This window comes from Streptomyces coacervatus, from assembly GCF_029223485.1.
GTDB lineage: Bacteria > Actinomycetota > Actinomycetes > Streptomycetales > Streptomycetaceae > Streptomyces > Streptomyces coacervatus.
Map to the genome: position 1 here is coordinate 63467 of NZ_JARHTP010000017.1, position 24608 is coordinate 88074.

At 69.4% G+C, this 24608-nt stretch carries 28 protein-coding genes; 11 read left to right on the forward strand and 17 right to left on the reverse strand.

Annotated elements, in window-relative coordinates:
* Positions 1-125: 125 nt before the first annotated feature.
* The 3 genes from folB to P2Q00_RS34970 all read left to right on the forward strand — a co-directional run bounded on the left by folB (position 126) and on the right by P2Q00_RS34970 (position 1650).
* The gene (gene folB / locus P2Q00_RS34960) at positions 126-485 is read left to right on the forward strand and encodes a dihydroneopterin aldolase (protein WP_275777780.1); all 360 of its coding nucleotides are present in this window, start codon (positions 126-128) and stop codon (positions 483-485) included.
* Positions 482-1093: a 2-amino-4-hydroxy-6-hydroxymethyldihydropteridine diphosphokinase gene (gene folK, locus P2Q00_RS34965; RefSeq protein WP_275777782.1), complete on the forward strand. Its 612-nt coding sequence runs from the start codon at positions 482-484 to the stop codon at positions 1091-1093. Before folB ends, folK begins: the two co-directional genes overlap by 4 nt.
* A 68-nt stretch (positions 1094-1161) precedes the next feature.
* Positions 1162-1650 carry a DUF3180 domain-containing protein gene (locus P2Q00_RS34970; protein ID WP_275777784.1) on the forward strand — a complete coding sequence of 163 codons (489 nt, stop codon included), beginning with the start codon at positions 1162-1164 and terminating at the stop codon, positions 1648-1650.
* 18 nt (positions 1651-1668) lie between these two features.
* On the opposite strand, the gene folE is transcribed toward P2Q00_RS34970, so the two are convergent.
* The 6 genes from folE to dacB all read right to left on the reverse strand — a co-directional run bounded on the left by folE (position 1669) and on the right by dacB (position 9366).
* Entirely contained in the window at positions 1669-2274 is a 606-nt protein-coding gene (gene folE / locus P2Q00_RS34975) for a GTP cyclohydrolase I FolE (protein WP_275777786.1), read from the reverse strand.
* A 143-nt stretch (positions 2275-2417) separates the two neighbouring features.
* The gene (ftsH, locus tag P2Q00_RS34980) at positions 2418-4457 is read right to left on the reverse strand and encodes an ATP-dependent zinc metalloprotease FtsH (protein WP_275777787.1); all 2040 of its coding nucleotides are present in this window, start codon (positions 4455-4457) and stop codon (positions 2418-2420) included.
* Between the two features lie 195 nt (positions 4458-4652).
* On the reverse strand, positions 4653-5213 hold the full coding sequence (gene hpt / locus P2Q00_RS34985; protein WP_030043337.1) for a hypoxanthine phosphoribosyltransferase: 561 nt from the start codon (positions 5211-5213) through the stop codon (positions 4653-4655).
* 52 nt (positions 5214-5265) lie between these two features.
* Positions 5266-6309, reverse strand: a complete 1044-nt coding sequence (gene tilS, locus P2Q00_RS34990) for a tRNA lysidine(34) synthetase TilS (protein ID WP_275777788.1) — start codon at positions 6307-6309, stop codon at positions 5266-5268.
* Positions 6310-6501: 192 nt separating this feature from the next.
* Positions 6502-7626, reverse strand: coding sequence for a zinc-dependent metalloprotease (locus tag P2Q00_RS34995; protein WP_275777789.1), 1125 nt, complete (start codon positions 7624-7626; stop codon positions 6502-6504).
* A 78-nt stretch (positions 7627-7704) separates the two neighbouring features.
* Positions 7705-9366 (reverse strand): D-alanyl-D-alanine carboxypeptidase/D-alanyl-D-alanine endopeptidase, encoded by a 1662-nt coding sequence (gene dacB / locus P2Q00_RS35000; RefSeq protein ID WP_275777790.1) that lies wholly within the window; start codon positions 9364-9366, stop codon positions 7705-7707.
* A gap of 79 nt (positions 9367-9445) precedes the next feature.
* Between dacB and P2Q00_RS35005 the strand changes: the two genes are divergently transcribed.
* Complete coding sequence (locus P2Q00_RS35005; RefSeq protein WP_194078292.1) at positions 9446-9937, forward strand: inorganic diphosphatase; 492 nt, start codon at positions 9446-9448, stop codon at positions 9935-9937.
* A 104-nt stretch (positions 9938-10041) separates the two neighbouring features.
* Complete coding sequence (locus P2Q00_RS35010) at positions 10042-11709, forward strand: threonine/serine exporter family protein (protein WP_275777791.1); 1668 nt, start codon at positions 10042-10044, stop codon at positions 11707-11709.
* A gap of 91 nt (positions 11710-11800) precedes the next feature.
* On the opposite strand, the gene P2Q00_RS35015 is transcribed toward P2Q00_RS35010, so the two are convergent.
* The gene (locus P2Q00_RS35015) at positions 11801-12676 is read right to left on the reverse strand and encodes a DedA family protein (protein WP_275777792.1); all 876 of its coding nucleotides are present in this window, start codon (positions 12674-12676) and stop codon (positions 11801-11803) included.
* A gap of 143 nt (positions 12677-12819) precedes the next feature.
* Here P2Q00_RS35015 and P2Q00_RS35020 point away from each other — a divergent pair, with 143 nt between their 5' ends.
* Positions 12820-13185, forward strand: a complete 366-nt coding sequence (locus tag P2Q00_RS35020) for a YbjQ family protein (RefSeq protein ID WP_275777793.1) — start codon at positions 12820-12822, stop codon at positions 13183-13185.
* Positions 13186-13203: 18 nt separating this feature from the next.
* Here the strand turns inward: P2Q00_RS35020 and P2Q00_RS35025 are convergent, their stop codons facing one another.
* A complete protein-coding gene (locus tag P2Q00_RS35025; RefSeq protein ID WP_275777794.1) occupies positions 13204-13986 on the reverse strand; it encodes a MerR family transcriptional regulator in 783 nt (260 codons plus the stop codon).
* Between the two features lie 123 nt (positions 13987-14109).
* On the opposite strand from P2Q00_RS35025, the gene P2Q00_RS35030 reads away from it, so the two are divergent.
* Together P2Q00_RS35030 and gad are read left to right on the forward strand one after the other, a co-directional pair.
* The gene (locus P2Q00_RS35030) at positions 14110-15396 is read left to right on the forward strand and encodes an ion channel protein (RefSeq protein ID WP_275777795.1); all 1287 of its coding nucleotides are present in this window, start codon (positions 14110-14112) and stop codon (positions 15394-15396) included.
* A gap of 33 nt (positions 15397-15429) precedes the next feature.
* On the forward strand, positions 15430-16830 hold the full coding sequence (gene gad, locus P2Q00_RS35035; RefSeq protein WP_275777796.1) for a glutamate decarboxylase: 1401 nt from the start codon (positions 15430-15432) through the stop codon (positions 16828-16830).
* A gap of 26 nt (positions 16831-16856) precedes the next feature.
* Here gad and P2Q00_RS35040 read toward each other — a convergent pair whose 3' ends face one another.
* The 4 genes from P2Q00_RS35040 to P2Q00_RS35055 all read right to left on the reverse strand — a co-directional run bounded on the left by P2Q00_RS35040 (position 16857) and on the right by P2Q00_RS35055 (position 20605).
* On the reverse strand, positions 16857-17498 hold the full coding sequence (locus tag P2Q00_RS35040; protein WP_275777797.1) for a PadR family transcriptional regulator: 642 nt from the start codon (positions 17496-17498) through the stop codon (positions 16857-16859).
* A gap of 24 nt (positions 17499-17522) precedes the next feature.
* A complete protein-coding gene (locus P2Q00_RS35045; RefSeq protein ID WP_275777798.1) occupies positions 17523-18071 on the reverse strand; it encodes a DinB family protein in 549 nt (182 codons plus the stop codon).
* 121 nt (positions 18072-18192) lie between these two features.
* Positions 18193-19656, reverse strand: coding sequence for an aldehyde dehydrogenase family protein (locus tag P2Q00_RS35050; protein ID WP_275777799.1), 1464 nt, complete (start codon positions 19654-19656; stop codon positions 18193-18195).
* 112 nt (positions 19657-19768) lie between these two features.
* A complete protein-coding gene (locus P2Q00_RS35055; protein WP_500692203.1) occupies positions 19769-20605 on the reverse strand; it encodes a Sco1979 family transcriptional regulator in 837 nt (278 codons plus the stop codon).
* A 327-nt stretch (positions 20606-20932) separates the two neighbouring features.
* Here P2Q00_RS35055 and P2Q00_RS35060 point away from each other — a divergent pair, with 327 nt between their 5' ends.
* Positions 20933-21448: an ATP-binding protein gene (locus tag P2Q00_RS35060; protein ID WP_425579561.1), complete on the forward strand. Its 516-nt coding sequence runs from the start codon at positions 20933-20935 to the stop codon at positions 21446-21448.
* A gap of 93 nt (positions 21449-21541) precedes the next feature.
* Here P2Q00_RS35060 and P2Q00_RS35065 read toward each other — a convergent pair whose 3' ends face one another.
* The 5 genes from P2Q00_RS35065 to rpmG form a co-directional block, all read right to left on the reverse strand.
* Complete coding sequence (locus tag P2Q00_RS35065; protein WP_275778131.1) at positions 21542-21760, reverse strand: DUF397 domain-containing protein; 219 nt, start codon at positions 21758-21760, stop codon at positions 21542-21544.
* Positions 21761-22146: 386 nt separating this feature from the next.
* Complete coding sequence (gene rpsR, locus P2Q00_RS35070) at positions 22147-22380, reverse strand: 30S ribosomal protein S18 (protein WP_275777804.1); 234 nt, start codon at positions 22378-22380, stop codon at positions 22147-22149.
* A 5-nt stretch (positions 22381-22385) separates the two neighbouring features.
* Positions 22386-23513 (reverse strand): CobW family GTP-binding protein, encoded by a 1128-nt coding sequence (locus P2Q00_RS35075; RefSeq protein WP_275777805.1) that lies wholly within the window; start codon positions 23511-23513, stop codon positions 22386-22388.
* Entirely contained in the window at positions 23510-23764 is a 255-nt protein-coding gene (locus P2Q00_RS35080) for a type B 50S ribosomal protein L31 (protein ID WP_275777807.1), read from the reverse strand. Before P2Q00_RS35080 ends, P2Q00_RS35075 begins: the two co-directional genes overlap by 4 nt.
* Before the next feature lie 9 nt (positions 23765-23773).
* Positions 23774-23938: a 50S ribosomal protein L33 gene (rpmG, locus tag P2Q00_RS35085; protein WP_020141033.1), complete on the reverse strand. Its 165-nt coding sequence runs from the start codon at positions 23936-23938 to the stop codon at positions 23774-23776.
* 73 nt (positions 23939-24011) lie between these two features.
* Between rpmG and rpmB the strand changes: the two genes are divergently transcribed.
* Positions 24012-24248, forward strand: a complete 237-nt coding sequence (gene rpmB / locus P2Q00_RS35090) for a 50S ribosomal protein L28 (protein WP_055721790.1) — start codon at positions 24012-24014, stop codon at positions 24246-24248.
* Entirely contained in the window at positions 24248-24553 is a 306-nt protein-coding gene (gene rpsN / locus P2Q00_RS35095) for a 30S ribosomal protein S14 (protein ID WP_275777808.1), read from the forward strand. The genes rpmB and rpsN overlap by 1 nt, the downstream gene beginning before the upstream one ends.
* Positions 24554-24608: the final 55 nt, after the last annotated feature.

Below are 24608 nucleotides of genomic sequence, written 5' to 3' on the forward strand. Positions count from 1 at the left end.
CCGGCATGGGCCACGTCCCCGTGGCCCGGTCCTGTCAGTGCCCGCAGGTAGATTCGTTCGAGGCCGGTGTGCCGCCCGCACACGGTACGGACCGGTCGTTACCGACGATTGCAGGAGTGATTCGCGTGGATCGTGTCGCGCTGCGCGGCCTCAAGGCCCGCGGGTACCACGGCGTGTTCCCCGAGGAGCGCGAGGAGGGCCAGACCTTCGTCGTGGACCTCGTCCTCGGCCTGGACACCCGCCCGGCCGCCGCCGACGACGACCTGGCGAAGACCGTGCACTACGGCATCGTGGCGGAGGAGGTCGTGGCCGTCGTCGAGGGCGCGCCCGTCAACCTCATCGAGACGCTCGCGGAGCGCATCGCCCAGGCCTGTCTGAAGCACGACGGGGTCCAGGAAGTCGAGGTCTGCGTCCACAAACCAGACGCCCCGATCACGGTCCCCTTCGACGACGTGACCGTCACCATCACCCGGAGCCGAGTATGACCGCGTCCTTCGCCGCGGGTCCGAGCGACCCGACCGTACAGCCGGTACCCGCCTCCGTCGTGGCGCAGGTGGACGCCGCCGACACGACGCTCCACAACCCGAAACGGGCGGTGATCTCCCTCGGCGCGAACCTGGGCAACCGCCTGGAGACCCTCCAGGGGGCCATCGACGCCCTGGAGGACACCCCGGGCGTCCGGATCAAGGCGGTGTCGCCGGTGTACGAGACGGAGCCGTGGGGCGTCGAGCCCGGCAGCCAGCCGTCGTACTTCAACGCGGTCGTCGTCCTGAAGACCACCCTGCCGCCGTCCTCGCTGCTGGAGCGGGCCCACGCGGTCGAGGAGGCCTTCCACCGGGTACGGGACGAGCGCTGGGGCGCACGCACCCTCGACGTGGACATCGTCGCGTACGCCGACGTCATCGACGACGACCCGCACCTCACCCTCCCCCACCCCCGCGCCCACGAGCGCGCCTTCGTCCTCGCCCCCTGGCACGACCTGGAACCGGAAGCTCAGCTGCCCGGCCGCGGCGCGGTCGCCGATCTTCTCGACGCCGTCACCCGAGAGGGCGTGACGCCGCGCAAGGACCTGGAACTCCACCTGCCCGAGTAGTCGTTAAGGTCAAGACGACCACTGTCCGCGGGACGGTCCGCAGGACCCGGGGGAGCTGAAGGGACACCGTGAGAGAGCTGCGCATCAGGGTGCTGGCCGGCGTTTTCGTCGTGGCCGGAATCCTGTCCTGGGCGGGCGCCCGCCTCTGGAACTCGATCGGGACCCTGCCCAGCGTCCCCCTCGCCGCCCCCATCGTCCTCGCCCTGATCGCGGTGGTGCTGCTGGCCACGGCGCTCTCGCTGCGCGGCCGTTTCAAGGCCCAGCGCGAGCGCCTCCCCGAGGCCAAGGGCGTCGATCCCCTGATGGCGGCCCGCGCGGTCGTCTTCGGCCAGGCCAGCGCCCTGGTCGCCGCCCTCGTCGCCGGCATGTACGGCGGCACGGGCGTCTTTCTCCTGGAACAGCTCGACATCCCCGCCCGCCGCGACCAGGCCATCTACGCCGGCTTTTCGGTGGTCGCGGGCGTCGCGGTCATAGTGGCGGCCATCTTCCTGGAGCGCGTGTGCCGGCTCCCGGAGGACGACGACGAGCACAACAACGGGGCGGCGTCGGCCGCCTGAGGCCATGCCCGCCCGGCGTCAGCGCGCCATGATCAGGCTCATCGCCTCGTTGCGGGTGGCAGGATCGCGCAGCTGGCCACGCACCGCCGACGTTATGGTCTTCGCCCCGGGCTTGCGGACGCCTCTCATCGACATGCACATGTGCTCGCACTCGACGACGACGATGACCCCGCGCGGCTCCAGGATCTTCATCAGTGAGTCGGCGATCTGCGTGGTGAGTCGTTCCTGCACCTGAGGCCGGCGTGCATAGACGTCCACGAGCCGGGCCAGCTTCGAAAGGCCCGTGATCTTGCCGTCGACGGACGGGATGTAACCGACATGGGCCACGCCGACAAAGGGCACCAGATGATGCTCACAGGAGCTCAGTACCTCGATGTCCTTCACGAGCACCATCTCGTCGTGCCCCAGGTCGAACGTCGTCGTCAGCACGTCCTCGGGCCTCTGCCACAGCCCCGCGAAGATCTCCCGGTAGGCCCGCGCCACCCGCGCCGGCGTCTCCTTCAGGCCCTCCCGGTCAGGGTCCTCGCCGACCGCGATCAGCAGTTCGCGTACGGCGTTCTCGGCGCGCTTCTCGTCGAACTCGCCGATCGAGCCCTCGCCGTCCAGCGTCACGGGGTCGGTCATCTGGGGCCTCGTTCCTGTGCGGGTCACGCGTGCGGGCCACGCGCCTCGTCTGCGGCATGGCTGAAAACGCCGCGCCCCCCAGGCTAAAACCTGGGGGGCGCGGCGTTCATTCCGGGCCTGGTGAGGGCGCCGGGCGGGGAGCCTCAGCTCTCGGGGCGGTCCTCCGGGGCCGTCTCGATCGCCGGGGCGGACTCCGCCGCCGTCGACTTGACGGTGGAGATCGCCGGGGTCGCGCCGTTGGCGCCGTTCGTCAGTGCGAGCTCCTTCGGGGAGAGCACCGGCGGACGGGTGGACGGTGTGCGGCGGGAGGAGCCGGTCCAGGCCGGCCGCGGGGGACGCTTCACAATGGGGGAGAAGATCTCGGCGATCTGCTCCTTGTTCAGCGTCTCCTTCTCCAGCAACTGAAGCACCAGCTGGTCGAGGACGTCGCGGTTCTCGACCAGGATCTCCCAGGCCTCGTTGTGCGCGTTCTCGATGAGCTTCTTGACCTCTTCGTCGACAAGCGCGGCGACCTCTTCCGAGTAGTCGCGCGGGTGTGACATCTCCCGGCCCAGGAACGGCTCGGTGTTGTCGCCACCGAACTTGATGGCACCCAGGCGCTCGGTCATGCCGTACTGCGTGACCATCGCGCGGGCCGTTGCGGTGGCCTTCTCGATGTCGTTCGCAGCGCCGGTCGTCGGGTCGTGGAAGACCAGTTCCTCGGCCGCGCGGCCGCCCAGCATGTAAGCGAGCTGGTCGAGCATCTCGTTGCGGGTGGTCGAGTACTTGTCCTCGTCCGGCAGGACCATCGTGTAACCGAGGGCCCGTCCGCGCGACAGGATCGTGATCTTGTGGACCGGGTCGGAGTTGGGGGAAGCCGCTGCGACCAGGGCGTGGCCGCCCTCGTGGTACGCGGTGATCTTCTTCTCCTTGTCCGACATGATCCGGGTCCGCTTCTGCGGGCCCGCCACCACGCGGTCGATCGCCTCGTCCAGCATGGAGTTGTCGATCAGCTTCTTGTCGCTGCGGGCCGTGAGCAGCGCGGCCTCGTTGAGGACGTTGCTCAGGTCCGCGCCGGTGAAGCCCGGCGTACGGCGGGCGACGGCCGCAAGGTCGACGTCCGGCGCGACCGGCTTGCCCTTCTGGTGGACCTTGAGGATCTCCAGACGGCCCTGCAGGTCCGGCGGGTCGACCGCGATCTGGCGGTCGAAGCGGCCCGGGCGCAGCAGCGCCGGGTCGAGGATGTCGGGACGGTTCGTGGCGGCGATGAGAATCACACCGCCCTTGACGTCGAAGCCGTCCATCTCGACGAGCAGCTGGTTCAGCGTCTGCTCGCGCTCGTCGTGACCACCGCCGAGGCCGGCGCCGCGGTGGCGGCCGACCGCGTCGATCTCGTCGACGAAGACGATCGCCGGGGCGTTCGCCTTGGCCTGCTCGAACAGGTCACGGACCCGGGAGGCACCGACACCGACGAACATCTCGACGAAGTCGGAACCGGAGATCGAGTAGAAGGGGACCCCTGCCTCGCCGGCGACGGCACGCGCGAGCAGCGTCTTGCCGGTACCGGGACGGCCGTAGAGCAGCACGCCCTTGGGGATCTTGGCGCCGACGGCCTGGAACTTCGCCGGCTCCTGCAGGAACTCCTTGATCTCGTGGAGCTCCTCGACCGCCTCGTCACAGCCCGCGACGTCCGAGAACGTCGTCTTGGGGGTGTCCTTGGTGATGAGCTTGGCCTTGGACTTGCCGAAGTTCATGACCCGGGAGCCGCCGCCCTGCATCTGATTCATCAGGAACAGGAAGACGACCACGATCAGGACGAAGGGGAGCAGGGAGAGCAGGATGCCCAGGAAGGGGTTCTGCTTGGACGGCGAAACGGTGTAGCCGTCCGGGATCTGCTTGTCCTGGAACTTGGTCTGCAGCGTGTTGGCGAGGCCCACGCCCTGGTCGCCGATGTAGCTCGCCTGGATCTTCGAGCTGCCCTCGACCTTTTCGCCGTTCTTGAGCTGGACCTTGATGGTCTGCTCGTCACCGGTGGTGAGTTTGGCCGACTCCACCTTGTTGTCGTTGATCGCTGCCACGACCTGGCCGGTGTCCACCGTCTTGTAGCCGCCGGACGAGCCGACGACCTGCATCAACACGACCACGGCAAGGACGGCCAGCACGATCCACATGACCGGCCCACGGAAGTATCGCTTCACGTCCATCCATACGGAGCGGTGTCGCCCCGTCCCTCCTGCCATAGTGAGTTTGATAAGACAGTTCTTCTGACGGTACCCCAGCATTGTCGCGCGAAGCCGCACGGGACGGCTGGCAAACCCGTCTGCATGCTCCAACGGCGCGAAACCCGCTGGGGTTCCCGATCGTCCTACAAAGACGGCTCCGTTGGCCCAGGGCCCGGTTCAGCCGCCGTAGACATGGGGCGCGAGCGTACCGACGAACGGGAGGTTGCGGTACTTCTCGGCGTAGTCGAGGCCGTAGCCGACGACGAACTCGTTCGGGATGTCGAAGCCGACCCACTCCACGTCGATGGCGACCTTGGCGGCGTCCGGCTTGCGCAGCAGCGTGCACACCTTCAGCGACTCGGGTTCGCGGGAGCCGAGGTTGGACAGCAGCCAGGACAGGGTCAGGCCGGAGTCGATGATGTCCTCGACGATGAGGACGTGCTTGCCCTTGATGTCGGTGTCGAGGTCCTTGAGGATCCGCACCACGCCGGAGGACTGGGTGCCCGCGCCGTACGACGACACGGCCATCCAGTCCATGGTGACGGGGGTGGACAGCGCCCGGGCGAGGTCGGCCATGACCATCACCGCGCCCTTGAGGACGCCGACGATGAGCAGGTCCTTGCCCGCGTACTCCGCGTCGATCTTCGCGGCCAGCTCCACGAGCTTCGCGTCGATCTCTTCCTTGGTGATGAGCACCTCTTTGAGGTCGGTGCCCATGTCTTTCGCGTCCACCCGCATCACTTTCGGTCGTCCCACCGGCCGCCATCACCCCCCAAAGGGGGGCAAGGTTTCAGCCTTGCCGAATCACCAGTCTGCCACCCTGGCGCTGGGCGACCACTTTGCCCGGGAGATTGATGGCTCCCTGGCCGCGCCAGCCGGTGATCAGCCGGTCGACTTCCTCGATGTGGCGGGCGAACAGCGAACCGGCGGGAGCCCCGGCCTCGATGGCCGCGCGGCGCAGGATGCGGCGGCGCACGGCGGGCGGCAGGGCGTAGAGCTTGGCGCACTCCAGGAGGCCGGTGGCGTCGCGCACGGTGGACTCGGCCTGGCCGGCCCAGGCGTCGAGGGCGTCGGCGTCGTCGCGGGAGAGCTGGGCGGTGCGGGCGAGGGCCTCAACGACGCCCTTGCCGAGCGCCTTCTCCAGGGCGGGCAGGCCCTCGTGGCGCAGCCGGGAGCGGGTGTACGCGGGATCCGCGTTGTGGGGGTCGTCCCAGACGGGGAGCGACTGGACCATGCAGGCCTTGCGGGCGGTCTGCCGGTCGAGCTGGAGGAAGGGGCGGCGGTAACGGCCGTCGGCCCCCGAGACCGCGGCCATTCCGGACAGGGAGCGGATGCCCGAGCCGCGGGCGAGGCCGAGCAGGACGGTCTCGGCCTGGTCGTCGCGGGTATGGCCGAGCAGGATCGCGGTGGCGCCGTGGCGGACGGCTGCGGCGTCGAGTGCGGCATACCTGGCGTCGCGGGCGGCGGCTTCGGGCCCGCCCTCGCGGCCGACGGTCACGGCGACGGAGTCGACCGGGCCGAGGCCCATCTCGCGCAGGCGCAGGGCGACTTCGTCGGCGCGCAGGTCGGAGCCGGGCTGCAGTCCGTGGTCGACGGTGACGCCACCGGCCCGGATGCCGAGCTTGGGGGCCTCGAAGGCGAGGGCGGAGGCGAGGGCCACGGAGTCGGCGCCGCCGGAGCACGCCACGAGCACGAGCGGCGACGAGGGGCGCTCGTGCGGGGCCTGCCCGGGGAGCCCGGCGTACTCGGCGGTGCTGCGGTGGTCGTTGAGGATGTCGTGGAGGACGTGGCGGACCGCCAGGCGTATCGCCGCGACCGCAGGATGGGGACCCATGTCCGGTTCCCTTCATGAAGTTTTCGGGGGGTGAGCCCGAGGTCGGTCACTCAGAGTGTGTAGATGGTGACAGAACCGGGCCGTTCCCCGAGCATCGCACGCCTACCCATGGCTCACGGTCCCTCGGACGGGTGATTGGAGGGGCGTTCGCCTGCCGTCGGCCGGATTCGTTTCACGACCTTCCCATGTGGTTCACGTCTCACTCTTGCGGTGCACCCGCGCAACCCAGTCCGCCGGTTTGGAGATCTCCGCCTTCGTCGGCAGGGTGTTGGGGGACGTCCACACACGGTTGAAGCCGTCCATGCCGACCTGGTCGACGACGGCTCGTACGAAGCGTTCGCCGTCGCGGTACTGCCTGAGTTTGGCATCCAGACCGAGCAGCTTGCGCAGGGCCATGTCCAGTCGGGAGGCGCCCTTCGCCCGGCGCTGCTGGAACTTCTCGCGGATCTCGGCGACGGACGGCACGACGGCCGGGCCCACCCCGTCCATCACGAAGTCGGCGTGGCCCTCCAGGAGAGACATCACGGCGGTGAGGCGCCCGAGGATCTCCCGCTGCGCCGGGGTCTGCACGATCTCCACGAAGGATCGTCCGCCGTCGTCCTCCTCGCCCTCGGGGCGTCCGCCGGCAAGGGACTGGGCGGCTTCCCGGATGCGCTCCAGGACCGTCATGGGGTCGACTTCGGTCTCACCCAAGAAAGACTGGATTTCGCCCTCCAGGTGGTCGCGCAGCCAGGGCACCGCGCTGAACTGCGTGCGATGCGTCTCCTCGTGCAGGCAGACCCAGAGGCGGAAGTCGTGGGGCTGTACGTCGAGTTCGCGCTCCACGTGCACGATGTTCGGGGCGACGAGGAGCAGCCGGCCGCCGCCGTTCTCGCCGGCCGGGAGCTCGCGCGTCGCGGGGGCGAAGGTCTCGTACTGGCCCAGCACCCGGGAGGCCAGGAACGACAGCAGCATGCCCAGCTCGACGCCGGTGACCTTGCCGCCGACGGCGCCGAGGACCGCGCCGCCGGGGGTGTTGCCGCGCCGCTCCTGCATCTTGTCGAGCAGCGGCTTGAGGATCTCCCGGAAGCCTGCGACGTTCGCCCGGACCCAGCCGGGGCGGTCGACGACGAGGACCGGGGTGTCGTGGGTGTCTTCCCTGCCCATACGAGTGAAGCCCCGGACGTGTTCCTCCGAGGCCTTGGCATGCCGGCGCAGCTCCGCGACGACGGCCCGGGCCTCGTCACGGCTCACGTCGGGGCCCGGCCGCACGAGCCGGGTCGCGGTCGCCACCGCGAGATTCCAGTCGACCATCTCGGCACCACCGATGCTCGTCATGCGTCAACGGTACGTGAGCGTTCCCACTTGGGGCAGGCCGCGGGAGGCAGGCGGAGGCGGCCGTGGCCGGTGGCCGCGTCAGCTGCAACCGCACGCCGCCAGTGCCGTGGCCGTCCGGTCCAGCGCGGACTGGGCCTCCAGGGGGCTCGTCGTGTCCGATGCCAGGAAGGCGAACGCCAGCAGGCGGCCGTCCTGGTCGACGACCGTTCCCGCCAGGGTGTTCACGCCCGTCAGAGTGCCCGTCTTCGCTCGTACGACACCTGCCGCGCCGCCCGTGTAACGGCTGGTCAGGGTGCCGGTGAAGCCGGCCACCGGAAGGCCCGTCAGGACCGGGCGGAGTTCGGGGTGGGCGGGGTCGCCGGCCTTCACCAGCAGGGCGGTAAGCAGGTCGGCCGTGAGTCTGTCGTCCCGGTCGAGGCCACTGCCGTCGTGGAACTGGGCGCCCTTGAGGGGGAGTTCGAGCTTCTTCAGTGCGCCGGCGATCGCGGACGCGCCGCCGTCGAAGCTCGCGCGCTGCCCCGTCGCGGCGGCCGTCTGCCGCGCCAGGGCCTCCGCGATGTCGTTGTCGCTGTTGGTCAGCATGCGCTCGACCAGGGACGAGAGCGGGGGCGAGGAGACGGCGGCGAGGTTCTCGGCCCGGGTCGTCGCCTTGGACGGGCCGGGGGACGTGGTCTTGATGCCCTGGCCCGCCAGGAACGTCCCGAACGTGCGCGCCGCGTCCGCCGCCGGGTCCGTCACGCGCGTGACCGGCCCGCTCGTCGAGTCGTCCGTGCGGCCCTCGTCGGCCATCAGGGCGCTCACGGGCGCGAGGTTGCCGTTGACGCCGATGGGGTGGAGCTCGGGTCCGGCGTACAGGGTGGTGTCGTAGGAGAGCGTGACCTCCTTGATGCCGCGCTTCTTGAGGGCGGTCGCCGTCCTGTCGGCCAGGTCCCTCAGGCTCGCCCAGCCGTCCGCCTCTTCGTGGGCGGTCAGGGTCGGGTCGCCGCCGCCGACCAGGACGAGTTCCTTGGTGTCGGGTTCCAGGGCCGTGCGGGTGGTCAGGCGGTGGTCGGCGCCCAGCGTCGACAGCGCGGCGACCGCGGTGGCGATCTTCGTCACGGAGGCGGGGGTCAGCGCGTCGTCGGCGCCGGTGCCGTAGAGGCGCTTGCCGGTGGCGACGTCGACGACCGCGGCGGTGTGGCGGGCGCCGAGCGCCGCGTCCTTCAGCAGGGGGTCCAGGACGCCGGAGAGGGCCGTTGCGGTCGGGGCCGACCTGACGGTGCTCGTGGCGCCGCCCAGGCCGGTCAGGACGGATGCGGCGCTGGGGGCGGGGCGGGGCCCCCCGGCCGTCGTACCGCCTGAATCGGACGTATCGCCATTACGGTCGTGATCTGCGCCACCCGTATGGTCCAGAGCGGCTGCACGGTCCACCTCGGCCGTACGCTGACCGGTGGAGTCCCAGGGGCCGGCGGCGGTCGCCACGGTGACGGCCAGCGCCACACCGGCGGTGGCGGCGCCCGCGGTGAACTGCCAGGTCCTGACGGTCTTCGGCCATCTGATCCGGGCGGGCCGCACCCGTGCGAGCTGCGGTTTCGCAGCAGTCGCGGCCCGTTCGAGACGTGGTCGCACGGCGTTCGCGGCCCGTTCGAGCTGCGGGCGTACGGTCCCGGCGGCCCGTGCCAGACGCGGTCGGACGGCGTTCGCGGCCCGCACCACCTGCGGCTTCGCGGCCCGCCAAGGCCTCAGCTCTGGCACGACCACCAGCCCCTTTCGCGATCACACACCTGCGTGAGGGACACTTAACCACCAGAACTATGTGCTGATCATGGAGGAGCCACCGGTGGAGTTCGACGTCACGATCGAGATCCCGAAGGGTTCGCGGAACAAGTACGAGGTGGACCACGAGACCGGTCGGATCCGCCTGGACCGTCGACTCTTCACCTCGACCGCCTACCCGACCGACTACGGATTCGTCGAGAACACCCTCGGCGAGGACGGCGACCCGCTGGACGCGCTGGTCATCCTGGACGAGCCGACGTTCCCGGGCTGCCTGATCAAGTGCCGCGCGATCGGCATGTTCCGGATGACGGACGAGGCCGGCGGCGACGACAAGCTGCTGTGCGTGCCGGCGACGGACCCGCGGGTCGAGCACCTGCGTGACATCCACCACGTCTCCGAGTTCGACCGCCTGGAGATCCAGCACTTCTTCGAGGTCTACAAGGACCTGGAGCCCGGCAAGTCCGTCGAGGGCGCCAACTGGGTGGGCCGGGTCGACGCCGAGGTCGAGATCGAGCGGTCGTACAAGCGCTTCAAGGAGTCCGGCGGTCACTGAGCCCCGGCAGTGTTCTCGGGCCGCACGCGTACGCGTGCGGCCCGTTTGCACATCTGTGCGCATACTGGCGTAGCTGCACGCGTCGTACAGGGAGCGTTACTCAAGTGACGGAGGCGGAGGACCACAAGCCGCAGTCGGACGAGGCCAGGGGCGGGTTCGATCCGGAGATCACATCGGAGTTCGCCATTCCGGCGGGGTTCGCCGCCCCGAGAGGCGTCGCCGAGTCGGAGACCACGTCCGAGTTCGCCGTCCCGGACGGGCTGGGCGTCCTGCAGACGCCGAGCGCGGAGCCGGAAGGTTCGGCGTTCAGCACGCCGGACACCTACAGCGCCAAGCAGGCCCCCGTCGCCTTCACGCCGGCGACCGGCATACCGGTGGTCAGCCTCACCAAGGACGTGCCCTGGCAGGACCGGATGCGCACGATGCTGCGGATGCCGGTGGCCGAGCGGCCCGCTCCGGAGCCGGGGCCCAAGGCGGAGGAGGGCGGTCCGGCCGTCCCGCGCGTGCTCGACCTGACCCTGCGTATCGGCGAGTTGCTGCTGGCGGGCGGTGAGGGCGCGGAGGACGTGGAGGCCGCGATGTTCGCGGTCTGCCGGTCCTACGGCCTCGACCGCTGCGAGCCGAACGTCACCTTCACCCTGCTGTCGATCTCGTATCAGCCGTCCCTGGTCGACGACCCGGTGACGGCGTCGCGTACGGTGCGCCGCCGGGCCACCGACTACACGCGGCTGGCGGCCGTATTCCAGCTGGTGGACGACCTCAGCGACCCGGAGACCCATATCTCCCTGGAGGAGGCCTACCGGCGGCTCGCCGAGATCCGGCGCAACCGGCACCCGTACCCGGGCTGGGTGCTGACCGGGGCGAGCGGACTGCTCGCCGGGGCGGCCTCGGTGCTCGTCGGCGGTGACTGGATCGTCTTCATCGCGGCCATGCTGGGCGCGATGCTCGGCGACCGGCTGGCCTGGCTGTGCGCGGGGCGCGGGCTGCCGGAGTTCTACCAGTTCACGGTCGCCGCGATGCCTCCCGCGGCCATCGGGATCGCACTCACCGTGGCGCACGTCGACGTCAAGGCGTCCGCGGTCATCACCGGTGGGCTGTTCGCGCTGCTGCCGGGGCGGGCACTGGTGGCGGGCGTACAGGACGGGCTGACCGGGTTCTACATCACCGCGTCGGCGCGGCTGCTGGAGGTCATGTACCTGTTCGTGGGCATCGTCGTGGGCGTGCTGGTGGTGCTCTATTTCGGGGTGAATCTGGGCGCCAAGCTCAACCCCGACGCGGCCGTGACCATCGCCGAACGGCCCGGGTGGCAGATCGGGGCGTCGATGCTTCTGTCACTGACGTTCGCCGTGCTGCTGCAGCAGGAGCGGGCCACCGTGCTGTGGGTGACGTTGAACGGTGGTGTCGCGTGGTCGGTGTACGGCGCGCTGCACTATCCCGGTGGGATCTCGCCGGTTGCCTCCACGGCTGTGGCGGCGGGGCTGGTCGGGCTGTTCGGGCAGTTGCTGTCGCGGTATCGGTTCGCTTCGGCGTTGCCCTACACAACCGCGGCGATCGGGCCCCTGTTGCCAGGGTCGGCCACCTATTTCGGGTTGTTGTCGATCGCTCAGAACGAGGTCGACAAGGGGTTGGTGTCCTTGGCCACGGCGGCTTCGTTGGCCATGGCCATTGCCATCGGGGTCAACCTAGGGTCGGAGATCTCGCGGTTGTTCCTTCGAGTGCCGGGTGCATCCGCGGCGGGGCGCAGGGCTGCGAAGCGGACTCGGGGGTTCTGAGCGCCTATCAGCTCGGTGCGATCTGTTTGACGGCGAGTGCAGCTTGTTTGTGGCTTGTCGCGCAGTTCCCCGCGCCCCTTGAGGGGCGGTTTCAGTAACCCTGGTTCTGGTTGTACGGGTACTGCTGCTGGTCGCCGTACTGGCCCTGCTGGTACGTCTGCTGCGGGTACTGCTGGGCGTAATGCTGCTGGTTGGGGTCGTACGGCTGCTGCTGCGGCTGCTGCTGGTACTGCTGGTGGTGGTAGCCCTGGTCGTCCGTCGGCGGGATGCGGCGCAGCTGGGTCGTCGCGTCGTCCATGACCGGGGGCTGCTGGGCCTGGTGGTGGGCCGACTGCTCGGGGGTCTTCCTGGCCTTGGAGCGGGCGCGCAGGAACTCGATGATGATCGGGATCACCGAGACGAGGACGATCAGGATGAGGATCGCTTCGATGTTCTTGTGGACGAAGTCGACCTTGCCCAGCCAGGAGCCGAGCAGGGTGACGCCGGCGCCCCACATGACGCCACCGATGACGTTGAAGGTCAGGAACGAGCGGTACTTCATGCCGCTGACGCCGGCGATGATCGGCGTGAACGTACGCACGATGGGCACGAAGCGGGCCAGGACCAGGGACTTCGGGCCGTACTTCTCGAAGAACTCGTGGGCCTTGACCACGTTCTCCTGCTTGAAGAGGCGGGAGTCGGGGCGGTTGAAGAGCGACGGGCCGACCTTCTTGCCGAACATGTAGCCCGCCTGGTCGCCCAGGATCGCGGCCAGGCAGATCAGGGCGATGGCGGCCCACAGCGGGAAGTTCAGCTGGTTCGTCGTGATCAGCAGGCCGCAGGTGAACAGCAGCGAGTCACCCGGCAGGAAGAAGCCGATGAGCAGGCCCGATTCCGCGAAGACGATGAGGAGCAGGCCCCAGATGCCGAACGAGTCGAGGAGATTGTTCGGATCCAGCCAGCTCGGGCCGAGGGCAAGCGTCGTCACGGTTCCGGGCTCCTGAGGGGGTGGAGGAAGGTACGGCGTCCCTGTGCGGGCCGCCCAAAGCTATCAACGCAATGTGTCCGCCCCAGGTTCCACCGGTGTCTCCAGGATGCACTGTGCGTCGACTGGCACAAAGCTGTGAGGTTATGGGCATCGATGAATACGGCGGCGGTCAGGGTCCACAGCCCGACGTGCTGGTCGTGACGACGAACGACGTACCCGGGCACCGGGTCCAGCAGGTCCTCGGCGAGGTCTTCGGGCTGACGGTGCGCTCCCGGCATCTGGGGAGCCAGATCGGCGCGGGGCTGAAGTCGATGATCGGCGGGGAGCTGAAGGGGCTCACCAAGACGCTCGTGCAGACCCGGAACCAGGCCATGGAGCGGCTCGTCGAGCAGGCACGCGCGCGTGGGGCGAATGCGGTGCTGATGTTCCGCTTCGACGTGACGGAGGCTGCGGACGTGGGTACGGAGGTGTGCGCGTACGGGACCGCGGTGGTCCTGGCCCGGGAGTGATCCCCCGGGCCAGGAGGGCTACGAGGTGTGGCGGGACGCGTTCGCCTCGATCGCGTCCCTGAGGTGTTCCGCGAGGCCCGGGCGCATGGCGTCGTAGAACGCCTTGAAGCGCTCGTCGGAGACGTACATGGCGCCGAAGCACCGGTGCATCTCGTACGGCACCTCGAAGTAGTACCTGCTGATGTGCTGCCGGTGTTCCTCGGCGAGGTCCATGGCCGCCTCGCCGGACGGCTGCGCACCGGCCGCGACCAGGGCCGCGTACCGCTCACCCCAGTCGCCGACCTCGGCCTGGATGCGCTTCCAGTCCTCCTTGGTGTACGTGGCGGCGCGGCGCTGCGACTCGGCGTATGCCTCCGTGCCGCCCCAGCGCTGTTCCGCCTCCTCGGCGTACTCCTCGGGGTCCTTGTCGCCGAAGACCTCGAAGCGCTCCTCCGGGGTGAGATTGATGCCCATCTTGCGTGCCTCCATGGCGTGCTCCACGGCCGCCGCCATCTTCTGCAGCTTCTCGATCCGGGCGGTCAGCAGCTCGTGCTGGCGGCGCAGGTGCGCGCGCGGGTCCGCGGCCGGGTCGTCGAGCAGGGCGGCGACCTCGTCGAGCGGGAAGCCGAGCTCCCGGTAGAACAGGATCTGCTGCAGCCGGTCGAGGTCGGCGTCGCTGTAGCGCCGGTGGCCCGCGTGGCTGCGCTCGCTCGGGACGAGCAGGCCGATGTCGTCGTAGTGGTGCAGCGTGCGCACCGTGACGCCGGCGAAGCCCGCGACCTGTCCCACCGAGTAGCCGACCTGTCCTGTCGAGTGGCTCACTTCGTCCGCTCCCTTCTCGGTACGCACTCCACGGTGAGTCCTCACGCCACGTGAGGTGCAAGCCCGTGTCCCGGCGCAGGCACTCCAGATGTTCCGTCCGTTTTGTCCGCTTATCGTGAGCTAGTGGCCCACGACACCGCGCAGCAGCAGCCCGCCGCCCCTGCAGCACCCGCGCGCATGTTGCTTCCCCTGGTCCTTCCCGCTCTGGTCGTGGGCGTGCTGGCCAGCCTGCTGTTCCTCGGGGTGAGTGAGGCAGCGACGGCCCTTCAGCATGTGCTGTGGGAGAACCTGCCGGACGCGCTGGGGGTCGGGCGGTACTCCGTCCTGTGGATGCTCGTCATGCTCACCGCGACCGGGGTGGCGGTCGGGCTCGTGGTGTGGAAGGTGCCGGGGCACGCGGGCCCCGATCCGGCCACCCTCGGGCTCCAGGCGTCCCCCATGCCGCCCGTCGTGCTCCCGGGGCTGCTGCTGGCGACCGCGCTGATGCTGGCGGGCGGGCCGAGCCTGGGCCCGGAGAACCCGATCATCGCGGTGAACGTGGGACTCGTCTACTGGCTGGGGAAGCGGTTCATCCCCCGGATGCCGGACGGCATCTGGATCGCGCTGGCGGAGGCGGCGACGATCGGCGCGCTGTTCGGGACGCCCGTGGCGGCGGCGCTGGTGATCTCCGAGGCGCTGGTGGGGCGGCAGGTGCGCGGGCTGCTGTGGGACAACGTGTTCGCGCCGCTGGTGGCGGCCGGGGCGGGCGCCATGACGGCCACTCTGGTGGCGCATCCGACCCTCGACCTGGGTCTGCCGCCGCTCAGCGGGCATCCCGGCTGGGGCGATCTGCTGGCCGCGCTCGTGGTCGCCTCGCTGGCCGCCGTTCTGGGCATGTGCGCGGTGTACGCCTTCCCCTACGTCCACAGTGTCTTCAAACGCCTGCGGCACCCCATGGTGGCGCTTCCGGTAGGCGGGCTCGTCCTGGGGCTGCTGGGAGCCCTGGGCGGGAGTCTCACGCTCTTCAAGGGGCTGGACCAGATCGCGGAGCTGGCCAAGCACCCCGACGGCTGGTCGGCGGGCGAGTTCATGAAGATGGCGGTGGTGAAGCTCGCCGCGCTGCTGGTCTCCGCATCCTGCGGCTTCCGGGGCGGGCGGATCTTCCCGGCGGTCTTCGTGGGCGGCGCGTTCGGGCTGTGCGCGCACGCGCTCGTGTCCGGTGTCGATCCGGCGATCGGTGTCTCCGCGGGCGTCCTGGGCATGCTTCTCGCCGTCACCCGGCATGGCTGGCTGAGCCTGTTCACGGCCGCCGTGCTGGTGGCCTCCCCGACGATCATCGCGCTGCTCTGCCTCGCCTCACTGCCCGCCTGGCTGCTGGTGACCGGCCGGCCCCAGATGCGGCTGCGCGACGACGGAACTCAGATCCGCTGACATCCGTTCCTCCAACGACACAAGGAGACGACCATGCCGCTCCACAAAGGTCCCGAGAAGCACGACGAACGCCCGCTGTCGGTCAACCCGTTCTACGGGGAGGCCAATCCGCTCGGCGGCATGACCCAGGCGCCGCCCAAGCACCGGCTCCCGGACACTCCCCTGCCGCCTATGACGGCGTATCAGCTGGTGCACGACGAGCTGATGCTGGACGGCAACGCACGGCTGAATCTCGCCACTTTCGTCACCACCTGGATGGAGCCGCAGGCCGGCATCCTGATGGCGGAGTGCCGGGACAAGAACATGATCGACAAGGACGAGTACCCGCGCACCGCCGAGCTGGAGCGGCGCTGTGTGGCGATGCTCGCCGACCTGTGGAACGCGCCGGATCCGTCGGAAGCCGTGGGCTGTTCGACGACCGGGTCGAGCGAGGCGTGCATGCTCGCCGGGATGGCCCTCAAGCGTCGCTGGAGCAAGCGGAACTCCTCCTCCACGGCCCGCCCGAACCTCATCATGGGTGTCAACGTCCAGGTCTGCTGGGAGAAGTTCTGCAACTTCTGGGAGGTGGAGGCCCGCCTGGTCCCCATGGAGGGCGACCGTTTCCACCTCGACCCGCAGGCCGCCGCCGAGCTGTGCGACGAGAACACCATCGGGGTCGTCGGCATCCTCGGCTCCACCTTCGACGGCTCGTACGAGCCCATCGCCGACCTGTGCGGGGCGCTCGACGACCTCCAGGAGCGCACCGGCCTGGACATCCCGGTGCATGTCGACGGGGCGTCCGGCGCGATGGTCGCGCCCTTCCTCGACGAGGACCTGGTGTGGGACTTCCGCCTCCCGCGCGTGGCGTCCATCAACACCTCGGGGCACAAGTACGGCCTGGTCTACCCGGGCGTCGGCTGGGCGCTGTGGCGCGACAAGGAGGCGCTGCCCGAGGAACTCGTCTTCCGCGTCAACTACTTGGGCGGCGACATGCCGACCTTCGCCCTCAACTTCTCCCGCCCCGGCGCCCAGGTGGTCGCGCAGTACTACACCTTCCTGCGGCTGGGACGGGAGGGCTACCGGGCCGTGCAGCAGACGACACGGGACGTGGCCCGGAGCATCGCCGAGCGCGTCGAGGCGCTCGACGACTTCCAGCTGCTCACCCGGGGAGACGAGCTGCCCGTGTTCGCCTTCACGACGGCGCCGGGCGTGACGTCGTACGACGTCTTCGACGTGTCCCGGCGGATGCGGGAGAACGGCTGGCTGCTGCCCGCGTACACCTTCCCGCCCAACCGTGAGGACCTGTCCGTGCTGCGGGTCGTGTGCCGCAACGGCTTCTCGTCCGACCTCGCCGACCTGTTCATCGAGGACCTCAGCCGCCTGCTGCCGGAGCTGCGCCGGCAACCGCACCCGGGAACCAGGGACAAGGGCGCGGCCACCGGATTCCACCACTGACGCGGGAATTCCGAGGGGCAAACCGATCAGCGGTCGTCCTCCGGATGCCGCTCCCCCGTCGCATACGGGTTCTCCGCACCCTCGGCGAGGACGCCGACGAACGGCTCGCCCTCCCCCGCGAACGTGTACGCCCCGCCCTCGATCCGCCCGATCAGCCCCTGGGTCCACTCGGCCTCGGCGTCGGCCGTGTGGATCCAGAGGTTCATGATCTCGCCGATGTGGCCGAGCTGTTCGGGTCCGTCCTCGGGGACGTAGTTCTCGGTGACGGCCCCCCGCCACTCCTCGATCCGCCGGATCCGCTCCTTCAGAAGCGCCACCGCCTCCGCACGCGGCAGGTCGACGATGAAGCCGATGGCGGCCGACTTCACATCCGTCTTCTGGTCGTACGAGGTCAGCGCCTCGCGCAGCAGCCGGAAGTACTCCTCGGTGCCCCGGTCGGTGGTCTCGTACTCCGTGCGCGGCGGCCCGCCGGCCGTGGACGGCGCGATCTCGTGCGCGTGCAGCAGTCCTTGCTTCGCCATCTGCTTGAGCGCGTGGTAGATCGAGCCGGGCTTGGCGTTGGACCACTCGTGCGCGCCCCAGTACTCCAGGTCGCCTCGCACCTGGTAGCCATGGGCCCGCCCGTGCTGGCGGACCGCGCCGAGCACCAGGAGACGGATCGCTGACATGGGGCCAGCGTAGGACCCTTGACGTCAGCCCCAGCTCGTGCCCTGCTCCTTGGCGACCAGCTCGAAGGCGGTGGCGCCGTCCAGCGACTCCCGGATGATGTCGGCGTGCCCCGCGTGCCGGGCCGTCTCGCGGATCAGGTGCAGGCACAGCCAGCGCACCGAGACGCGGCCCTCCGGCGGGAACCAGGGGTCGTTCGGGAGCGGGAAGGTGTCGTCGAGGCTCGGCACCGAGCGGATGTAGGCCTCGGTCTCGGCGGCGACCTTCTCCCAGTACGCGAGTTGGGACTCGACACTCTCGCCGTCGACGAGCTGGAAGGTCTCGTGCCAGTTGGTCTCGTCCCTCTTGATCGCCGGGGGCTCCTGCTTGGCCCGGGCGATCCAGCCCTGCTCGACCTCGGCGACATGCTTGAGCAGACCGGAGAGGGAGAGCTCGCTGGCACTGGGCCTGCTCGCGGCCTGCTCCTCGGTCAGCCCGAGCAGCGCCCGCCGGATCCCGCCGCGCTGCTCCTCGATGAACGCAAGCAGCGCCCCGCGCTCGTCGCCCTGTGCCTCTGCCGCTACGTGCGTGACCATGACCGTCGCCTTTCGTCGGATCGGGGCCTCGGAAGGCCTCTTGACACCGACGAAGCTACGGGCCCTTTAGGACAGCTTTCGTCCTAAAGGGCCCGCCGTGGTCACCGGAGAATCAGGAGAACTAGAACGGGAACCCGCTCCGCCCGTACTGCACCGAGATCCACTTCTGCGTGGTGAAGCACTCGACGGTGCCCTCGCCGTTCAGGCGGCCGACGCCGGAGCTCTTCTCGCCGCCGAAGGGGACGAGGGGCTCGTCGTGGACCGTGCCGTCGTTGACGTGGAACATGCCGGTGTCGATCTGCTTGGCGAAGTTGACGCCCCGCTCGACGTCACCGGTGTGGACGGCGCCGCTCAGGCCGTACGGCGTGTCGTTGACCAGGCGTACGGCCTCCTCCTCGCCGTCGAAGGGGATGAGGAAGGCGACCGGGCCGAAGACCTCCTGCTGGAGCAGGGCGGAGTCGGCGGGGACGCCGGTGAGGACGGAGGGCTCGACCAGGTTGTCCGTGGTCGCGCCGCGCACCAGGGCCGTGGCACCCTCGGCGACCGCCTGCTCGACCACGCCCGAAAGCGCCTCCGCCTGCGAGGAGTTGATCACCGGGCCGATGACCGTCTGCGGGTCGCTCGGGTCACCGACCTTGAGCGTCTTCACCTTGGCGACGAACTTCTCCGTGAACTCGTCGGCGATCGTACGGTCGACCAGGACACGGTTGGCGGCCATGCAGACCTGGCCCTGGTGGACGTAGCGGCTGAAGACCGCCGCGTCGACCGCGTAGTCGATGTCGGCGTCGTCGAGGACCACGATCGCGCTGTTGCCACCGAGTTCGAGGACCGAGCGCTTGAAGTGCGAGGCGCAGACGGTGGCGACGTGGCGGCCGACCTTGTCGGAGCCGGTGAAGGAGATGACCTTCGGGATCGGGTGCTCGATGAAGGCGTCGCCTATCTCCGCGATGTCGGTGATGACGACGTTGAGGAGGCCGCCGGGCAGGCCCGCGTCCTCGAAGATCTTCGCGACCAGGGAGCCGCCGGTGATCGGGGTGTTCTGGTGCGGCTTGAGGACCACGGCGTTGCCGAGCGCGAGGGCCGGGGCGACCGACTTGATGGAGAGGAGGAAGGGGAAGTTGAAGGGGCTGATCACACCCACGACGCCGACCGGCACGCGGTAGAGGCGGTTCTCCTTGCCGTCCACCGGCGAGGGGAGGATCTTGCCCTCGGGGCGCAGCGCCCACTGGATCGACTCGCGCAGGAACTCCTTGGCCAGGTGGAGTTCGAAACCGGCCTTCAGATATGTGCCGCCGAGCTCGGCGATGATCACCTCGGTGATCTCCTGCTCGCGCTCCTCGATCAGTCCGAGGGCCTTCTCGAAGACCGCCCGGCGCGCGTACGGATTGGTCGCGGCCCACTGCTTCTGGGCGCGGGCCGCCGCCTTGTACGCCTCGTCGACCTCGTCGACCGTGGCTATGGTGATCGACGCCAGCTTCTCGCCGTCGTACGGGTTGAAGTCGATGATGTCCCAGGAACCTGTGCCCGGGCGCCACTCACCGTCGATGTACTGCTTGGCCAGGTCGGTGAAGTAGGACGACGACATGTGATCCCCAAATCACTAGCAGACACACGATCAACGTGACGGTCTGATCACACGTCATCGTACTTGCGTCTCAAGTGAGTTGGGGACTCTGAGCGAACTTATGGGGAGAACCCTAGGAGAGCTGGAGGAGACCTCGTAGAAGATCGCGGCTTTCGTCCGGTCCGGGGCTGTCCTGCTGGAGCTCCTTGAGCGCCTTCTCGTACTGCGTGACGTCCTCGTGCTTGTCCAGATAGAGCGCGCTGGTGAGCTGCTCCAGATAGACGACGTCCGAGAGGTCGGACTCCGGGAAGCTGAGGATCGTGAACGCGCCGCTCTCGCCGGAGTGGCCGCCGAAGCCGAACGGCATGATCTGCAGCCGTACGTTGGGGCGTTCGGAGATCTCGATCAGATGCTGGAGCTGGCCCCGCATCACCTCGCGGTCGCCGTACGGGCGGCGCAGGGCGGCCTCGTCCAGGACGACGTGGAAGTCGGGTGCGCCCTCGGAGACGAGGTGCTTCTGCCGCTCCAGGCGCAGCGCCACGCGCTTGTCGATGTCGGCCTTGCTCGCGCCCTTCATGCCGCGCCGTACGACTGCACGTGCATACGCCTCGGTCTGCAGCAGGCCGTGCACGAACTGCACCTCGTAGGCCCGGATCAGGTGCGCCGCGCCCTCCAGGCCCACATAGGTGGGGAACCAGCTCGGCAGGACGTCCGAGTAACTGTGCCACCAGCCCGCGACGTTGGCCTCCCGGGCGAGGGAGAGCAGCGAGGTGCGCTCCTGCTCGTCCGTGATGCCGTACAGCGTCAACAGGTCTTCCACATCGCGCGTCTTGAAGCTCACCCGGCCCAACTCCATCCGGCTGATCTTCGACTCGGAGGCGCGGATCGAGTAGCCCGCTGCCTCGCGCGTGATGCCCCGTGCCTCACGCAGTCGCCTGAGTTGCGAGCCGAGCAGCATGCGCCGCACCACCGATCCGGGCTCTCCCACGCTCACGTTCGCCAGCCTCCCCAACGCCTTCAGGGGCCGAAGTCTGCCACTAAATCACTCCGAGCAGTACTCGACCGATTACAGAGAAGCAAAGAACCCAAAGATTCTGCACAGGAAGGGGGAAGGAGTTGGCAAGCAGAGGGAGAGAAGATGGCGGAAAAAATGGCCAACAAGCGGTACGGGAGGGTCCAATTCGGTCGCGTGCACGTGCATCTGCACCTTGCATCTGCACCGCGCATCCAAGACCATGGTCTCGCGCAACCGCAGCATCGCAACGCACCGACCGCGAATTCCTCGGGAGTGCCTCGCATGGGGACGAATGGATCGACCATGCTCGAGCCGTTAAGGCAGGGCCTTCCGCCGCTGGATCCCGCGGCCGTGTCCAACGCCGCCTCCTGCGCTCTGCCCGCCCGCTACGAAGCGGTGCGCGAGGCAAGGCTGTTCACCCGCAGAACGCTGGACCAGTGGGACATAGGCGACCGCTTCGACGATGTCTGCCTGGTGGTCTCCGAGCTGGTCACCAACTCGCTGCGGCACGGCCTGCCGGCCGCCACCCTGTGCACCGCGGAGCAGAGCCCGCCCGTGCGGCTGCATCTGATGCGGTGGACGGAGCGCCTGGTGTGCGCGGTGCGCGACCCGAGCCACGCCAGCCCGGTCGCGCGCGAGGCGGACGACTTCTCGGCGGAGTCGGGCCGCGGCCTGTTCCTCGTCGACTCCTTCGCCGACGGCTGGGGCTGGCACCCGATGGCGGGCACACTCGGCGGCAAGGTCGTCTGGGCACTGTTCCGGCTGCCGCACTCGCCCCAGCCGCTGCCCGCGGAATAGCGCACCCCGGCGCTCTCTGACGCCGGGGTTCTACGCGCGTTACTGCGCGTAAAGCGCTGATTGCCCCGAGTTGCCCCCGGGGCGGACCAGGCCTCAGCCCGCGATCAGGTGGTCGAACTCGCCGTCCTTGATGCCCAGGAGCATCGCCTCGATCTCCGCGCGCGTGTAGACGAGCGCCGGACCGTCGGGGAAGCGCGAGTTGCGCACGGCCACATCCCCACCGGGCAGCCGGGCGAACTCCACGCAGGAGCCCTGCGAGTTGCTGTGCAGGCTCTTCTGCCAGGCCACCCCGTTCAGCGCCGTGGCTGCCATGCCGTTGTACACGTCGTGGTCCACAGGTCGCTCCCGGTGGTGCAGTGGCTTTGGGGCCAGTGATGCAGTGGTCAACTGGTCCGGATCATAGCCCTGTTCACGTGCGGATGCATGAGCAGATGCACGTGCACGCCGGGTGGTTCTGTGGTTACAGATGTGACGTACGTGGCGCCGCGCCCGTTCCCGGCGCATGCCCCGGAGCCAGCACGACATTCCCTAGGAAGAGACGTGTACGACGGCTCTCTTGTTCCAACTTCCAGGTGACGGTCCAGTACGTGTCTTTCAGCCCGTCCGGCGTTTGAGGACGAGGCCGTTCAGGCCGACCGGGGGTCCAGGGGGCGGAGCCCCCTGGGGACGACGCCACCAGCGCCGGGTGCCACAAAGCCTCAGCGGCCCGCATACGGAAGCAGAGCCACCTCCCGGGCGTTCTTGATCGCCCGGGCAAGCAGCCGCTGCTGCTGCGCCGTGACGCGGGTGACACGGCGGCTGCGGATCTTGCCGCGGTCGGAGATGAACTTCCGTAGGAGGTCGGTGTCCTTGTAGTCGATGTACGTCACTCCGGCCGCGTCCAGCGGGTTGGGGCGGGACTTGGCGGGGTTGCGGTCGGGCTTGCGGGCCATGCGGGTCAGACCTCCAGGAGGGTGTCGAAGGCGGGCGGCAGCCGCTTCCAGGCGTCGCGCCCGGCGGCGTACTCGGCATCGGTGAGCAGGCAGGACTCCAGCAGGTGCGCGAGTCCGTCGCGGTCGAGGCCGGGTGAGGTGAAAACGAGGTGCTGGCAGCAGTCGCCGTGCTCCGCGTGCCAGTCCAGCGCGGCGGCGGCGCGGCGCACGGGCGGGACCATGTCCCAGGCGGCGTCGGGGAGCGCGGCCAGCCACGGGCCCGCGCTCTCCACGCACAGCGCCCCGCCCGCCGCGTCCCAGTGCAGCAGGGTGTCCGGCCGGTCGGCGAGCCAGAACCGGCCCCGGCTGCGGGCTGCGGCGCAGGTCAGGTCCTCCAGCGCCGCATACAGCCGCTCCGGGTGGAAGGGGCGGTCGCGGTGCCACACGAGGGTGGAGACGCCGTGCGCGTCGGCCTCGGCGGGGAGTAGGGCGCAGGCGGGGTGCTGGGCGGCCGCCGCCGCTTCGACGTCGAAGCCCGCGAGGGCGGCACCCGCCAGGTCGCCCTGGCCGATGACGACCTGACGGGCCGTCGGATGCAGCTGCCCCAGCAGTTCGCGGTCCTCGTCGTCGGCCTCCTCGGAGTCGGTGACGGCGAGGACGGGGGCGTACTCCAGCTGGCGCGCGAACGTGTCCGCGACCGTGCGCTGGTCCGTGGCCGCCGCGGCGAGGCCGCCCTCGGCGAGGTCGTCGCCGTTGCCGAGGCAGGGCAGGACGAGCGCCGGGTCCACGGCGGTGATCACGCCCGTGACGGTGAGCCCGCCGGCCACGACCACCTCGGCCATGGCTTTCGGCTCGACGGAGTCCCACAGCTCGACGACGGCGAGGCGGGTGCCGCCCGCGTCCGCGAGCCGGCGCAGCTCGGGCACGAGGTCCTCCCGGAGCGCGCAGCAGGCGCAGTCGTTGACCAGGGGCGTCTCGCCGGCCGACACGATGCCGGTCGCGTCGCGGATCGTCCGTACGACCGTGCCCGCCGCGGCCGACCCGAGGTCATGGTGGAGTACGACGCTGCCGGGGACGTCGGCCAGCAGGCGGGCGACGGTCGCCCTGCGGGCGTCGGCGTGCAGCCCGCCGACGATCACGACCGACAGGTTCACGCTCCGTCCCGCTTCCCGAAGCGGCGCTCGAAGCGCTCCACGCGGCCGGCGGTGTCCAGGACGCGGGCGGTGCCGGTGTAGAAGGGATGGCTGACGTTCGAGATCTCGACGTCCACGACGGGGTAGGTGCTGCCGTCCTCCCACTCGATCGTCTTGTCGCTGCTCATCGTCGAGCGGGTGAGGAAGGCGTGGTTCGCGGCTCGGTCGCGGAAGACGACGGGACCGTAGGCCGGGTGGATTCCATTGCGCATGGCGGTGGTTCAGCGCTCCTCTCGGAAGTCGACGTGACGACCGGCGACCGGGTCGTACTTGCGCAGGGTCATGCGGTCGGGGTCGTTGCGGCGGTTCTTGCGGGTCACATAGGTGAAGCCGGTCCCCGCGGTGGACCGGAGTCTGATGACCGGGCGGAGTTCGTTGCGAGCCATGCTGCTATGTTACTGAAAATGAATTCCATTAGCGACATCGCTTGAGAATCGCTTCAGGAGAGGTACGTCACCCATGTCCGCGCACTGCATGCTGACCGGCGCCCAGCCGGGCTTCGGCAACCGCATCTCCCACTCCCACCGGCGTACGTCCCGCCGTTTCGACCCCAACATCCAGAGCAAGCGCTACTGGCTGCCGAGCGAGGGCCGGTACGTACGGCTGCGGCTGAGCACGAAGGGGATCAAGACCGTCGACACGATCGGCGTCGAGGCGGCCGTGGCGCGGATCCGTGCGCGGGGGGTGCGGGTCTGATGGCGAAGAAGAGCAAGATCGCGAAGAACGGGAAGCGGCAGGAGACCGTCGCCCGGTACGCCGAGCGGCGCGCCGAGCTGAAGGAGATCATCCGGCGCCCGTCGTCGACGGAGGCCGAACGGCTCGCCGCCCAGCGGGAGCTGCGGCGCCAGCCGCGCGACGCCAGCGCGACGCGGGTACGCAACCGGGACCAGGTGGACGGACGGCCGCGGGGGTACTTCCGGGCGTTCGGGCTGTCGCGGGTTTCGTTGCGGGGGCAGGCGCATGCGGGGTATTTGCCGGGGGTGCGCAAGTCTTCGTGGTGAGTTTCGTGGTGAGTGGGGACGTGCCGTCGTGATCGCCGAGGAGCCGGGGGCGTGC